Here is a 13,291-nt window from a genome sequence, read left to right as displayed (position 1 = left end):
TCTCTTATCTATCTCAGCTCTGCCAGATTACGCTGTCTACGGCCCCTCTCGGCAAAATTGAGACAAGAATTGCTGCAGTTGTTAAGTGTGCTTCGAGAAGAGTGTATTGTTTGACTTATCGTACAAGACGAGGGGCCTACTGGTCGTCTTAGCTGGTAGGCCCCTCTCTTTGTTGGTATATCGCTGATCATCTCCTTCAGTGGGGGAAGATCAACCAAAGCCTGTTGGGAGTCATTCGATCACTTAGCGTAAGCGACGCGCCAGCCAGTAGCCGATCGCAGCGCCAGCGCTGGCCCCCATGCCAGCCAGCAGTGCGCGCTGGCGCCGTCTACGCTGACGAGCTACCGCTACCGCGGCGAGCTGGCGGTAAAGACCAGCGGCTCGATATGCCTGGTCGAGTAGCTCAACTGGGTGCAGAACCTGCATTTTCAAACCACGCTCGCGAATACCTAGCGCAATCTGCATCATGCAGCCAGGGTTACCGGTAACTACCGCCTCTGCTCCCGTGGCTGCGATATTGTTCATTTTTCTCTCCAGCAGCTTGCTAGCCAGATCCTGGTTCGTGATATTGTAGATACCCGCGCTGCCGCAGCACCAATCGGCCTCTTTCAGCTCCGCCAGTCGCAGCCCCGGAATGCTCTGCAACAGGCGGCGCGGCTGCTGCTTAATCTTTTGACCGTGGATGAGGTGGCAGGCATCATGGTAGGTGACAGTGAGCGGTACCTCGCCCATCTCCCGATTGAGATCGATCGAGGTCAAAAACTCACTGATGTCTTTTACCTTAGCGCTAAAAGCGGCAGCGCGCTCGGCATAGAGAGGATCATCTGCCAGCAAGTGACCATATTCCTTCAGATTGGAGCCACAGCCTGCCGAGTTAATGATGATCGCATCGCACTGATAAGCCTCGAAAACATCGATATTGTAGCGCGCCAACTCCCGCCCACGTCTTGCTTCACCGGCGTGGACATGTAAAGCGCCACAGCAGCGCTGCTGGGGTGGCGTAATGACCTCGCAGCCGTTAGCAGCCAACACGCGGATAGTAGCCTCATTCACATCGCGGAATACCTGATCCATAATGCAACCGCTGATGAAACCGACGCGATAGCGGCGCTGGCCCAGGGCCGGTGTAACCTCTGGCAGGGGACGAGAGAAAAGAGGGCCGCGCGCCGGAGCCATTAAGGCTTCCGGGGTCTTCAGCCGACCCCGAAAGGGCGTCGGTAGCGCATTCACCATGTCCAGTAAGCCAGTAGCATGGACCAGGGCCTGTAGACCACTGCGCTGGTAAAGCTTAAGAGCAGCGAAGAAGAGCGTCGTCATCAAACGCGAAGGTAACAATACATCGAAGAAAGCCTGACGCAGGAAGCGGGTAGTACCTGACTCCAGGACTGCTGTGGCAGTCCTCGCGGCTGGTAGACCTGCCGGCTCCTGCTCGACTCGCTCGATCTCTAGCTGAATCTGCTCGCGCGCAGCCTCGATGAGCTTCCCGAACTGCACGCCAGAAGGACAGGCGGTCTCACAGGCACGGCAGCCCAGGCAGCAGTACATATGCTCCACAAACTCTGGACTGATGGCAATCCGGCCCTCTGCCACCGCCTGCATCTGATAGATGCGCCCACGCGGCGAATCCATCTCAACCCCGAGCAGCGCATAGGTGGGACAGGTGGGCAGGCAGAAGCCGCAGTGGATGCACTGGCGCATTAATTGATAGGTATGCGTATGACGGCGAAGTGGGCCTTCAGTAGGCGCAGTGACAGCCAGCGTCGTTTCCAGCGCCGTGGAGTGACTGGACATAGTTTCCTCCCAGAGTAGTTTTGCTTGCAGAGGACCGACCGATGAAGATGGTTATAGGGTCGGGAGCACTTCTTCCGTGGCAGGGGCGCCTCTCCTCCTTGATAGGGCGGCCAGCCCTGCCGTCTTTCGGCCTCGGTAAAGGTTGTATCTACTGCTCTCAGGCTAACCGGCCCAGCAGGGCCAAGTCGAGTCAAGAGCGGAAGACCACATTGCGCGTCCTAGACTCGGCTCGCGATAGCCGACGACCCGCGAAAAGTCGGCTCTGACGAGGGGAGGCGGCCACAACAGTGACCTCCTGGCGATTGTGAAAGAGCTGACGAGCCTTCACAATCGCGTATGTCTCCTGCAGAATTCCCAGCGCCTCGCGCAGGACGGGTAGCGGCTGGATGCGCTTCGTGGCATGGGGCAGCTTGAGCACGCTGAGGACAAAGCCATCTCCTCTGAGCAGTTCTGCGGCTCGTACCAGTAGACGAGCTGCATCGCGAGCATCCATCCGCATATCATTGGTAATGACAGCGAAGCGCTGCGATCGATGTAGAGCCTCAGCGAGATAAACCTCGGCGGAGCAACGCTTATGCTCAAGGCGCGACCGAGCCTCCTCGCGCAGAGCCGGGGCAAGCATGGCGGGATCAACGGCCACCACGTGCAAGCCAGCCTGAAGCAGAAGGCGAGTCCAACCGCCAGGAGCGGCCCCCAAGTCGAGGGCCTCGCCCTCCGTTGGCAACGTCAGGTTAAAAACCTCGAGCGCCTCTAACAGCTTCAATTCCGCACGACTGATCTGCTCAGGCAAGCGCGCGAAATGTCGCTCACCTCCGGGCCACGAACTGAGATTCTCCTCCGCCAGTGAGATCCCGACGAAGCCCCGTTCAGCGGTCAAGGCTATTGACAGCACGATACGAGGCTTACGAATGGACTCAATGGCTCTCGTTTCCTCGCTGATCACGCTTGCCAGCTTCTGATTAAGCTGACCACTGGTATAGGCGAATGGACGGACTGGCGACTGTTTGGCGGGAGGCAGCAGGCGCGCCTGGACCGCGAAGTACTGTCCTGGTCCCAGCCAGGCGAACTCCGGCAAAGCGGCCAGAGCCAGAGCAAGGCGGGCGCAATCGTCTTCTATCGCCCCCCTCAGTTCAACAACGGCCTGTGCTGGTGCCAGATGGCGCACAAACACGGGCGGATGCTCCATTGCCTGACGCAATAATCTCCGCGTCTCGGGAACAGCGCACAAAGCAATTCCTGGACCCAGCTCCTCCTCCACTGTCAGCGCGCTACAGAGCGACTCCAGCTCTGCCAAGGCAGGCTGAAGGAACTCCGGCTGAGCCGTGGCAATCACCCGCTCCCCATCGTCAACATAAGCGCTGAAAAGTATTGCCTTCACTGCTGGCTAGAGACCTCCCACAAAGCGACCCTTGACAAAGACTCCGCTAGGATCGAAGCGCTGCTTCAGCCGCTGCATCAGCGGGAAATCAGAGCCGACTGGTCCCCAGACATCGATCTGGCGCTTTAAGGCTGTTGAAGCGCGTTCGATGACCAGGCTCCCTTTGCCCTCCTGAGCCTGCTGCCGTAAAAGTCTGAGTGCTTCTAGCAGTTCGCTGCTCACCTCCAGGGGGCGCAGTTCGAGATAAACGATGCCGCTGCCAGCATGGGCCACAGCAGCCATTTCCAGATTCAGGCGCCGACAGAGCTGCTCAGCGAACTCCAGGTAAGGGGCAATGGCAGTAATCAGCATGGTTGCCTTACAGGTCAACTCGCCGCTTGTCTGGACCCGCACGGCTTCCCAAAACGCCTCTTGCTCCGCTCCCTGCAAATCCTCTCCCATCAGAGCCCCATGCTGGCGAGCCAACAGGCGTGTCTCATCCATTTGACGATGAATAGCGCTGAGACTCCCCTCAAAATCGAAAGCCAGCGTATAACCGTTGGCTGGCAAGGCAAGGCCGGCCCTGGCTGCAATTGCCCTGGCGGCGTTCCCATCCAGCAGCTCAATGGCTGTTGGAGTCAAGACAGAGCCGAGCACTGCGCACACCAGGCGCATCGCATCGGCTACGGCTGGGAAGGTGAGCAAGAGCGTGCGCTCTGCCGCCGGCAAAGGATGGAGCTTCAAATTTGCCTCAACGATGAGCGCCAGCGTTCCCAGCGAGCCAATATAGAGCTTATTCAGATCATAGCCTGCCACATTTTTCACAACCCGGCCCCCACTACGGGCGATTTCACCATCGGCCTGGATGGTGCGCAACCCAATGACCAGGTCGCGAGCGGTCCCGTAGCGAAAGCGACGGGGGCCACTAGCATTGGTAGCCAGAATGCCGCCGATGGTGGCCTGCTCGGCGTGAGGGGGGTCCAAAGCCAAACGCTGACCACGGGTGGCCAATTGACTCTGGAGGGCTGCCAGCGTTATCCCGGCTTCGGTCTGGCAAGTCAGATCGGCGGCCTCGTGCTCCAGCAAGCGTGACAGGCGAGTAAGCTCGATCACAGCATCCAGACTCGTAGGAAGACCTCCCAGACCGAGATGACTGCCTCCACCACGCGGCAGCAGGCTCACCTGATACTGATGAGCTAAAGCCACTGCTCGCGCGGCCTCCTCCGTACTCGATGGCACGATTACAGCGCGGGGCAGGATCTCATCGACAGCATAGCGCTGCAATGTTGCGGAATCAAGAAGGACCTCGGTCTGGGGTACCTGCTCTTGAAGGGCGGCAATGAAGCTGGCGAAGTCACCCATCAGGCTCTGCTCCTCCAGAAAGAAAAAGTTAGCGCCAAACCAGTGGGCGGCGGCGAAACCACCAGCCTAGTCACCAGACCAATTGAACAGCCAGGCTGCAGGGCTGCCCGAAGCGAACTGGCCGGCTGGCTTCGTGTGGCGCCGTCGCCGACATTATAGCATAATTACTATTTATCTCTCTTCTTCCCTGCAGTTGCGCTCGCTCTGGGAGAAGGCGCAGCGAGACTGCCAACAGCAAAGCAACAACTGTGCGCAAGCGAGCCATCTAGCGGCCATACTTGCTCTCCATTACCTTGCCTGGTTTGCTAGCCTCTGAGGCCAAGAGCGTTTATAATGAAAGCTATGACGAACGAGGCCCGGCAATTTTCTAGCGAGTTTGATCACATTGCGCATGAAGTGCTTCAAATGCTGCAACAGGTCCCAGCGGCACTGCTCGACCATCCTTTCCCGACACCTGAAAGCTACTCCATCTTCATGCTCGCCACGTACTTAGTAGAAGTCGGGGAATTTTGGATCGTCGGTCAAATTGGCAAGAAGCCATATCCGTCCCCAAGCCTGGCCGAATTTTGCGCTGGGGGAACCCTACCGGCGCTAATCGCTCGCTATCAGCGCTGGCTCAGAGAAGTGCACGACATACTCGACAGGCTTCCGGACGAAGCGCTTGATGAGCCGCTAGCTTTCGCCCTGGCGCCGGGGGGGCTTGCGCACATTGCCTCAATGACTGCACGAGCCTGTTTGCAGCAAGCGATCCGTCACTGCGGGCTGATCCTGGAGCATATGCGCACTCTTTCCCGTTCGCTTCTCAGCAGTGCCGAAGGGGAAGCATCGGTCAACATCCCGGGAGCCCCAGCGGCAGCTGAAGAGCGACAAAATCAGGACGGGCAAACCTGAGTCTGGAGGCGAAGGCCGAGTCAGCGCTTCAGGCCAGCTTGCCGGCCCATCTCTGGCTCCTGCCTTGCACTCTAACACAGCTTGCTTGCTATAGGGCAAGCAGGCGGATGAGGGCGCCAGGCGCCTCTATGCAAGTGCGTGAAAGCAGAAGACAAGCGAGCCAGTTGGCCAGGGTGCCAAAGAGGCTGTTGGGTTCGACGGAGATATCGAGCTCGAACAGGCTCTGTACTCAAAGCTGCTTCACCTCGGCACAGCGTCCTGGGCGAGGGAAGAGCTTACCTGGATTCAAGAGCTGCTCCGGATTCCATGCTTCGCGAACCTGCTGCATCACACGCAGATCGACGGCACTGAAAATCAGGGCCATCTCCTCCTGTTTTTCCACCCCTACGCCATGCTCGCCGGTGATTGACCCGCCGACCTCTGCACAAACCGCCAGGATCTCATGACCGGCCTGACGCACTCGTTCAACCTCGCCGGGCACCTGCGAATCAAAGAGAATCAGCGGATGGAGGTTACCATCTCCGGCATGGAAGACATTCCCTACGCGCAAGCCATAGCGTGTGCAAATCTCACTCACGCGGCGCAGCACATAGGGCAGCTTCGTGCGCGGTACGACCCCATCCTGCACATAAAACTCTGGACTGATGCGACCAACAGCTCCGAAGGCATTCTTGCGCCCTGCCCACAACAGCTGCCGTTCTGTCTCATGAGCGGCAATGCGTACAGAGCGGGCATGATTGCGCTGGCAGATCGCGACGATGCGCTCTGTCTGGTCTTCTACCTCCTCGCGCAGGCCCTCAGCCTCCAACAGCAGCACGGCGGCGGCATCCAGCGGATAGCCAGCGTGCATATCTGCCTCCACAGCCTGCAGAATCATCTGATCCATCATCTCAATGGCGGCGGGGATCATCCCGCTGGCAATAATTTCAGAGACTGTATTTGAGGCATCGTCAATACTATTGAAGACTGCCAGCATTGTTTTCACCTGCTCTGGCAGGTGGACGATGCGTGTAATGATCCTTGTCACCACGCACAGAGTGCCCTCAGAGCCCGTAATCAGGCCCGTCAGATCGTAGCCTGGCTGATCCGGGGTCCAGCCACCGACCTCCACCACCTCGCCATCGGCGGTCACAACTTCAAGGCCCAGAACGTGATTAGTGGTTACCCCATAGAGCAGCGTATGCGGCCCGCCGGCGTTCTCTCCCACATTGCCGCCGATCGTACACGAGCGCTGACTGCTCGGATCGGGCACATAGTAAAAACCGCGCGGATTCAGCGCATTGCTCAAGTGGAGGTTGACCAGGCCCGGCTGTACCACAGCGCGCATGTTCTCATAGTCAAGCTCCAGAATGCGATTCATCCGGGCGAAGGCGATCACAATGCCTCCATAGATGGGAATTGCCCCGCCACTCAGACCTGTGCCGGCGCCGCGTGGTACCACCGGAACGCGATGGCGCGCAGCGATCTTGACAATGCCTGCGACCTCTTCGGTTGATGAAGGGAGCACGACGATATCTGGCCGGCTCCGATCGATCGAGGCATCATACTCGTACAGCATCAAATCGTAAGGATCGTGGAGTACATAGCGCTCGCCCAGTAAAGCGCTTAGTTCGCGCACCAATTGAGCCTTACGCTCCTCTGAGAGGCGCTCGAAGGGAGGGGCTGCCGAATCCTGGGCGGTAGTAGTCGCTGGCAACTCTCTAATGCTCATAAGCCAGGCCCTTCTTCCAGAGGCGCAGCTGCGCAGCTGCGCCTTTGCTTCTGTGTCTCGCTCAAGCTCCGTGCTTGCTCTAGCCTGCGAGGAGGCTGCGGGAAGGATGAGGAGCACCTGCTTCCTCATCCTTCCAAGAGAATGATATCACCTTGGTGGGCAATCTGGAAGAGAAGCTGAGTGGGGACACTGGCCCGCCCTCCCTGTCAGCGGCGGCAGGTGGCTGCTGCTGGCCGGCCACGGGCGGTGGAGCCGGCTTATCCTCCCGTGCGAGGAGGAGAGCGAAAGAGGCGCCAGCACCAGAAGCAACTCGCGGCAAGAGCCAGCACCAGGCCCGCCACTACCGCCAGGTGCACGAAGCCTGCTCCACTGCTTGACTCTGCCTCCTGTGGAGGCAGAGTAGACGAGGAAGAGGAAGAGGAAAGCGCAGGGCGGTTAGCATCGCTCAAGCCGGTAGCCGTGGCAGAGGATGAGGGCAGCCGCAACGTGTCCCAGGCTGGCTGCGTACCGGTAATGGCCGGTGTGGGAGTAGCCTGGCTCGAAGAGGCTGCTGTCTCTCCTCCTGGCCTGGTTCTTTGGGAAGCGCTTGAAGAGGCCGTTGGGCTGGCCGTTTTGGGAGTTGATGGTGGTGAGGACTGAAGCGATGGGGCATTACTGCTGCCGAGCGTGGGGGCGGTCGTTGAATGCCAGACAGGTGCGCCATCGCTAGTGCGAGCGAATGACTCATCGCTGTTCAATAGCGGGACATTCACCTCATCGATGAGGACCGAGCCGTTGAAGAGCAATCGGAGCGTAAAGGGAGCATTGGGAAAGAAGAACTGCGAATCTGGGAAAACTACCAGAAAGCCGTGAGCCGGCAAGGCTGAGGAGAGCGGCAAGAGAAACGGCGGGGTTTGAGGGCCAGTATCAAGCGCAGCATGAACTGCGTACAGATCAACCGGCTGGTCAAGAGGGTTATACAGCTCCACCCAGGCATCGCGATTCTGGGTCGTCATACTGGCTGTAGAGCAGTTCCAGGAGCTGGCGGGCCTGGTCAGGACCTCATTCAGCAGAATGGCGTGAGTACGAAGCGGTGGGGGAAGAGCGCCGGATACCACTGGGGGGAGAGGGGAGGCGCAACCATGAACGGTGGCAGCCTCACCTCCTTTCGCGCTCAAAGCAGACAAAAAAAGAAAAAAAGCCAAGGTAAGTAAGACTACCGTATACCGCACATGTGCCTCCCTACTATCCTTCTTCGCTATCCTTCTTTGTTGTACTTATGGGTGGATATGGATCAGTCAACGTATTGAAGAAGACGACGATCGAACAACTGACCAGGGCTGGCCTCCAAAGCCATCTTTGCGGAGGCAATGAGCTAGCGAGCTAATGCTAGCTGGGAGAGCCTGGTAGGCTCGATCTCCTTCGTCAGCCGCGGTGCAGTGGCGCGAGCACTACGCTCTTGAAATCACTGATACAGGTACTCAAACGGGATAGTGCGTCGTCGGTGCAGCAGCTTACGCAGGGCTTCAACGCTGCTTTCGCCGAGTGTAAAAGCGATCACTGAGCCGATGATGAAGCCGCAGATGCCGCCGAAGGCCACCCCTTCGAGGAAGATGCGATTGCGCAGAAACGTCATCATTGACCACCTTTTCTAGAGTAGAGTCTGTTATTGCAGGTAGACTACCGTTTTCGCATCGCTCCACAGGCGTTCGAGCCGGTAGTACTCCCGCTCTCTTGGCCCGAAGATATGGACGATCAGGGCACCGAAATCCAAGAGGACCCAGCCGGTGGCGGCATTGCCCTCTTGATGGAGCAGGCTAGCGCCCTGTTTCTCCAGCTCCTCCTCCAGGGCGTCAGCGATCGCCTGGATCTGGCGCTCATTGCTTCCGCTACAAATGACAAAGTAGTCGGCGATACTGCTCAGGCCCTGAAGGTCGAGCAAGACGACATCTGACGCCTTTTTATCAGACGCCACGTCGACCGCCGTCCGTGCTAGCTTACCTGGGTTTAGAAGCACTTGTTCCACAGTGACTCTTACAGGACCTCCGTCTTGTCTGTAGCCAAGGGAGAGACAGACCCTCTCAGACTGATTCGAATGCATTGTGCGCTCTATTGTAACGGCATTATAACACGTTGGAGAGGAGTTGTTAAGGGTCTGGCCCTGAGAAAAAGAAAACTCAACCGATTGGGGGATAAGGGAGCCAGCCCGAAGATAACCGGGCTGGCTGGTGGACTGGTGAGCTACTGGTGGGTGGATGAAAGCCGCCAGCAACTCCCCGGAAGGGATCTCTGCAAGTTGCTGGCGGATGGGAACCACAAGGATGGGCCTATTCGATGCTCCTGAGCCACTCCTCGCGGGTGGTGTGGTGTTCGAGAGTGGTTTGCTCACGGATCTCCGCTCGTAGTTCTGCCAGGGTGCCCCAGCCCTCGGCCACTACATCATATTTGTGGATGGTCTCCTCGTTGCGTTGGCTGGCCCAGACAAAGGTCTCAGGAGGAAGATGCTCATAGCGCTCAACAACCGAGCGTAGCATCTCGCGCACAACATCCTCGACGAAGCGCGGATTAGCGTGGGCTTTGTTGACCACGTACAGCTCGTCAGGCCGTTTCAGTAGTGCATAGTTCTCCGAACTCATGGCGTTTTCTGCGATACTGATCAGCTCTTGGGCATCGATCAGGGCTTGAGTCCCGACCATGAGCATTGCTCGTCCGCGCTGATTGTGGGTAGCAAGCGGCGTGACATCGAGCATCTTCTCGATGGCCTCATCCGGGAAGCCCTCCTCACGCAGGCGCACGCGGGCGAGGGAATGCACCATATCCTGGGCGCAGGGGCAGGCAACCATGCCTTCGACCTCGACGCCTATCAGACGACGTGCCCCTTTGCGTGTGGCCACGGCCTGAGCCAGCAGACCATAGACCTCCTGGGTAGGGCGTCCCGAAATGGGGGTCCACTTCTGGAGTGGGTAAGTCGTTCGCAGGTGGGCCTCAGCCCGTAGCACCTGTTGTCGCTCGACAATGCGGCGAGCCAGGTGTTCGGCTAACAGTTCGACTCGTGGCCAGGTCGTCTGGCTGATCTCGTCCAGGACCTCCTCCAGAGCCTCACTGAAGCGCGACATATGCACGCCCGCCTTGACGGGACCAAGGTCGGCGTAGAGGTCAAAGGCAACTTGAAACCACTGGGCTCGCTCGTCTCCGCCAACCAGAATGGCCTTCTGGAGGCCAGTCACACCTACCCGTCCCAGGCGTACGTGTACTGCTGGCCTGCTATTCTGAATATCGTGCTCCAATGGAACACGCAGGCTTTCCGCCAGCTTTTTGACGCCTTCCTGAGGCACTGCATCCCGCAATGCACTGATGCTGTGCCCGCTAACTGGGTCAGTGAGCTCGGGGGCAATCTCCGCTAGCGGTACCAGCACAAAGGCGCGCTCTCTCATTCTTGGATGAGGAATAATCAGATGCTCTTCGTGCATCTGCAGATCATCGTAGAGAAGAATATCGATATCTATTGGTCGCGGTCCATTGCGCACGGTTGGACGGCGTCCCAGGGCGGTCTCGATGCTTTTGGCATAGGCCAGCAGCTGCTCAGCGGAGAGGGCGGTGCGCCCGGCACAGACCATATTAAAAAAGCGGGGCTGCTCAGCGTACCCCACCGGCTCTGTCTCGTAAACCGAGGAGACCCTGCTGATCTCCACTACCTCGCGCAGTCGTTGGAGTGCCGCAGCCAAATTCGCCCGTCGGTCTCCTAAATTCGAGCCGAGTGCCAGATAGACGGTATGTGTTTTGACTGGAGTTTTGCCATTCGACGAATACCCGGCTGAGGCAGTCAGGTCTAAGCTCATAAAAAAAGTGATCCTCCTGGAAGCCCCTTCCATTGTTGAACGGATAGCATCCTCATCGTATTGTAACACCGGGCGGAAGGTTTTCCTTCCACCCGGGCAAGCTGGCGACGCTTGGGGAACGGTACGCTGGCCTGAACCCGGCCAGGGAGGGCGTGCTGTGGAGCAGGAGCAGAACGTGAGTGAAGAGAGTGAGACTAGCTCTGATATGCGAAGACCCAGATGTCGCTAAAAACGGCTTCGCTACCGCTATTGCTGTCGCCTCCCACGAGTAGCCCGATTAGCCCTTCGCTGTAGGCCGAGTCAGAGTAACTGTTAATGACAAGCTGATTGTTGATGTAAAAGCGGAACGAGGAGCCGTGAGCCAGTATCATGAGCATATTAGGAACGTTATAGCCAGTCTGAATGGCGTTGGTGTGGGTCCAATCGATGAGCGTCAGCCAGGCCTGGGGATTCGTTCCCGTGGCGCGTACAAAGCGGTACTGCCCCTGGCTGTTGATTTCAAAGACATAAAAGCTAGGAGTAGTTGGGTCGAGACGGAAGACCAGGCCGCAGAAGTCGCCGCGTAGCAGGCGGGCCTGAACTTTGATGACGGCATCTGTCATATGCTCCTGGCTCGAAAAGCACCAGGCGGCCTCGTGTGGTCCCAATGTCTGCACATGGTAGCCCTGAGTCGAGAAGAAGCATTGGCTGCCGGAGCTGGCCCAACCGCCACCAGGGCTTCGCAAGTCATACTGATAGAGCAGGTTTCCTGCTCCGACCGAGGAGGAGATACCAGCGGTGGCCTGGGCCCGTGAGCGTGCCAGCTGGGTGGCCATCGAGTTGTTCTGGGCAATGGCGGTCTGCGTGGCCTGGATCTGTTGAGGGCTGAGTGTGCTGCTGCCAGGATTGATTCCTTTGCTGGAGGACGACGAACCCCGCCAAAGGCTAACCAGCGGCACAAGGAGCAAGGCTAATAGCAAGCAGGCAGCGATGAGAGAGAGCAGGCGAAAGCGACGGCTGGGCAAACGCCTGATGGTGGCGCTCGCTGCCAGCAAGGTGCTTTCGCTGGCAACCACCTCCTGGGGAGGGGGTGCGGCTGAAGCCCTCTCGCTCTCGCTTTCCTCGATCGGGCTAGCAAGCTCGGGCTGTTCTGGCAGGTCGGTGAGCGGAAAAAGCTGAGGGGTGGCTGGAGGGCGCACCATTTCCCGCTCTTCGTCGGGGACAATAAAGGTCTCTTGCTCAGCCAGGCGGGAAGGGCTGGGAGTGGCCTCGGCCTGGCTCTCTTCAGCGATCAAGGTGGAGTCATCGTTGCCTGACGTGGTTGTGGCAACGTTCTGATCTTTCAGTGTCAGTGGTCCGGGCCGGGATCGCGGACTGCGACCGCGCTCCTGCTGGAGGGCGCGCCAGTAAGCAGCGGCCAGCTCCTGGGCCTCCTGAAAGCGCTCGTTCGGGTCTTTGGCGAGGGCTTTGAAGATCACTTCTTCAACGGCGGGAGGAATCTCGCTATTGAATTCGCGTGGCGAGGGCGGTGGCGTTTGGATATGGCGCAAGAAAATCGCGACTGGCGACTCGGCGGTAAAAGGTACGCGCCCGGTGAGCATCTGGAAGAGCACGACCCCCAGTGAGTAGATATCGCTGCGATAGTCGCTGATACCGTTTGACTGCTCTGGGGCCATGTACTCCGGTGTGCCGACGATGGTGCCGTCGCTAGTCAGCGATTCGGCCCCCATGATGGCCTTGGCCAGGCCGAAGTCAGCCAGATAGGCATAGCCGTCGGGGCGCAGCAGAATATTCGACGGCTTGACGTCGCGATGGAGAACGCCGTGATCGTGGGCGTACTGCAGTGCTGAAGCGATCTGATCGAGAAAACTCGCAGCCTCTTCCAGAGTCAGACGCTTACGCCGGTGTAAATAGTCCCGTAGCGTTCCTCCCTCGACATAGGGCATCACCAGATAATACCAGGGACTCTGCTCCCCAAAGTCATAGAGCGGCAAAATGTGATCATGCGAGAGAGCGCCAACAGCCAGCGCCTCCCGCTCAAAACGGCGAATAAACGACTCATCTCGTCCGTAAAGGACTTTGATGGCGACCTGTCGTTTGACACGGCGGTCGTAAGCCACGTAGACTTCGGCCATGCCTCCTTGGGCGATGCGGCGGCGTAGCTCATAGCGCCCAAGCGTGAGTCCTTCGATCCCCTTCATCCTATGACTCCTGATCCGTTGCCTCGCTCCGGTAAAATGATGGCTACCTCCAAGCTGGCCGTTCTATTCTTGCTCTTTTCAGGCTAGAAAGCCCCTCTGGCCTATAACGCACTTGTTGATGACCGGGCCTTATTATATCTATTTTTCGGAACAAGTATGGATCATTTTATGACCATCATAC

10 protein-coding genes are annotated in these 13,291 nt (G+C 58.3%); 1 reads left to right on the top strand and 9 read right to left on the bottom strand.

Annotated features, from left to right (window positions below; all coding sequences use genetic code 11):
• Nucleotides 1–243 precede the first annotated feature (243 nt).
• The 3 genes from BGC09_RS17940 to BGC09_RS17930 all read right to left on the bottom strand — a co-directional run bounded on the left by BGC09_RS17940 (nucleotide 244) and on the right by BGC09_RS17930 (nucleotide 4,510).
• Nucleotides 244–1,791, bottom strand: coding sequence for a (Fe-S)-binding protein (locus BGC09_RS17940; protein WP_069805602.1), 1,548 nt, complete (start codon nucleotides 1,789–1,791; stop codon nucleotides 244–246).
• Nucleotides 1,792–1,981: 190 nt separating this feature from the next.
• Nucleotides 1,982–3,169 (bottom strand): SAM-dependent methyltransferase, encoded by a 1,188-nt coding sequence (locus tag BGC09_RS17935; protein ID WP_141727845.1) that lies wholly within the window; start codon nucleotides 3,167–3,169, stop codon nucleotides 1,982–1,984.
• A 6-nt stretch (nucleotides 3,170–3,175) separates the two neighbouring features.
• Complete coding sequence (locus BGC09_RS17930; protein ID WP_069805600.1) at nucleotides 3,176–4,510, bottom strand: FAD-binding oxidoreductase; 1,335 nt, start codon at nucleotides 4,508–4,510, stop codon at nucleotides 3,176–3,178.
• Nucleotides 4,511–4,843: 333 nt separating this feature from the next.
• Between BGC09_RS17930 and BGC09_RS17925 the strand changes: the two genes are divergently transcribed.
• Nucleotides 4,844–5,401, top strand: a complete 558-nt coding sequence (locus BGC09_RS17925) for a DinB family protein (RefSeq protein ID WP_069805599.1) — start codon at nucleotides 4,844–4,846, stop codon at nucleotides 5,399–5,401.
• 229 nt (nucleotides 5,402–5,630) lie between these two features.
• Here the strand turns inward: BGC09_RS17925 and BGC09_RS17920 are convergent, their stop codons facing one another.
• From BGC09_RS17920 to BGC09_RS17900, 6 genes are all read right to left on the bottom strand, one after another.
• On the bottom strand, nucleotides 5,631–7,112 hold the full coding sequence (locus BGC09_RS17920; RefSeq protein WP_084659070.1) for an FAD-linked oxidase C-terminal domain-containing protein: 1,482 nt from the start codon (nucleotides 7,110–7,112) through the stop codon (nucleotides 5,631–5,633).
• 257 nt (nucleotides 7,113–7,369) lie between these two features.
• The gene (locus tag BGC09_RS17915; protein WP_069805598.1) at nucleotides 7,370–8,107 is read right to left on the bottom strand and encodes a lamin tail domain-containing protein; all 738 of its coding nucleotides are present in this window, start codon (nucleotides 8,105–8,107) and stop codon (nucleotides 7,370–7,372) included.
• 449 nt (nucleotides 8,108–8,556) lie between these two features.
• The gene (locus BGC09_RS22975) at nucleotides 8,557–8,730 is read right to left on the bottom strand and encodes a hypothetical protein (RefSeq protein ID WP_176728969.1); all 174 of its coding nucleotides are present in this window, start codon (nucleotides 8,728–8,730) and stop codon (nucleotides 8,557–8,559) included.
• 27 nt (nucleotides 8,731–8,757) lie between these two features.
• Nucleotides 8,758–9,117 (bottom strand): ribosome silencing factor, encoded by a 360-nt coding sequence (gene rsfS, locus BGC09_RS17910; protein WP_218104093.1) that lies wholly within the window; start codon nucleotides 9,115–9,117, stop codon nucleotides 8,758–8,760.
• Nucleotides 9,118–9,418: 301 nt separating this feature from the next.
• The gene (gene mptA, locus BGC09_RS17905; RefSeq protein ID WP_069805597.1) at nucleotides 9,419–10,930 is read right to left on the bottom strand and encodes a GTP cyclohydrolase MptA; all 1,512 of its coding nucleotides are present in this window, start codon (nucleotides 10,928–10,930) and stop codon (nucleotides 9,419–9,421) included.
• Nucleotides 10,931–11,124: 194 nt separating this feature from the next.
• Nucleotides 11,125–13,110, bottom strand: a complete 1,986-nt coding sequence (locus BGC09_RS17900; RefSeq protein ID WP_069805596.1) for a protein kinase domain-containing protein — start codon at nucleotides 13,108–13,110, stop codon at nucleotides 11,125–11,127.
• Between the last annotated feature and the right edge of the window lie 181 nt (nucleotides 13,111–13,291).

The organism is Thermogemmatispora onikobensis (assembly GCF_001748285.1).
GTDB lineage: Bacteria > Chloroflexota > Ktedonobacteria > Ktedonobacterales > Ktedonobacteraceae > Thermogemmatispora > Thermogemmatispora onikobensis.
The sequence above is the reverse complement of the archived record's forward strand: the minus strand, read 5'-3'. Positions and strand labels throughout refer to the sequence as shown.

What these genes read in the sequence shown, in the direction of transcription:
- BGC09_RS17940 (WP_069805602.1), bottom strand. Translation starts at nt 1,791, where the DNA reads ATGTCCAGTCACTCCACGGCGCTGGAAACGACGCTGGCTGTCACTGCG.
- BGC09_RS17930 (WP_069805600.1), bottom strand. Translation starts at nt 4,510, where the DNA reads ATGGGTGACTTCGCCAGCTTCATTGCCGCCCTTCAAGAGCAGGTACCC.
- BGC09_RS17925 (WP_069805599.1), top strand. Translation starts at nt 4,844, where the DNA reads ATGAAAGCTATGACGAACGAGGCCCGGCAATTTTCTAGCGAGTTTGAT.
- BGC09_RS17920 (WP_084659070.1), bottom strand. Translation starts at nt 7,112, where the DNA reads ATGAGCATTAGAGAGTTGCCAGCGACTACTACCGCCCAGGATTCGGCA.
- BGC09_RS17915 (WP_069805598.1), bottom strand. Translation starts at nt 8,107, where the DNA reads ATGACGACCCAGAATCGCGATGCCTGGGTGGAGCTGTATAACCCTCTT.
- BGC09_RS22975 (WP_176728969.1), bottom strand. Translation starts at nt 8,730, where the DNA reads ATGATGACGTTTCTGCGCAATCGCATCTTCCTCGAAGGGGTGGCCTTC.
- mptA (WP_069805597.1), bottom strand. Translation starts at nt 10,930, where the DNA reads ATGAGCTTAGACCTGACTGCCTCAGCCGGGTATTCGTCGAATGGCAAA.
- BGC09_RS17900 (WP_069805596.1), bottom strand. Translation starts at nt 13,110, where the DNA reads ATGAAGGGGATCGAAGGACTCACGCTTGGGCGCTATGAGCTACGCCGC.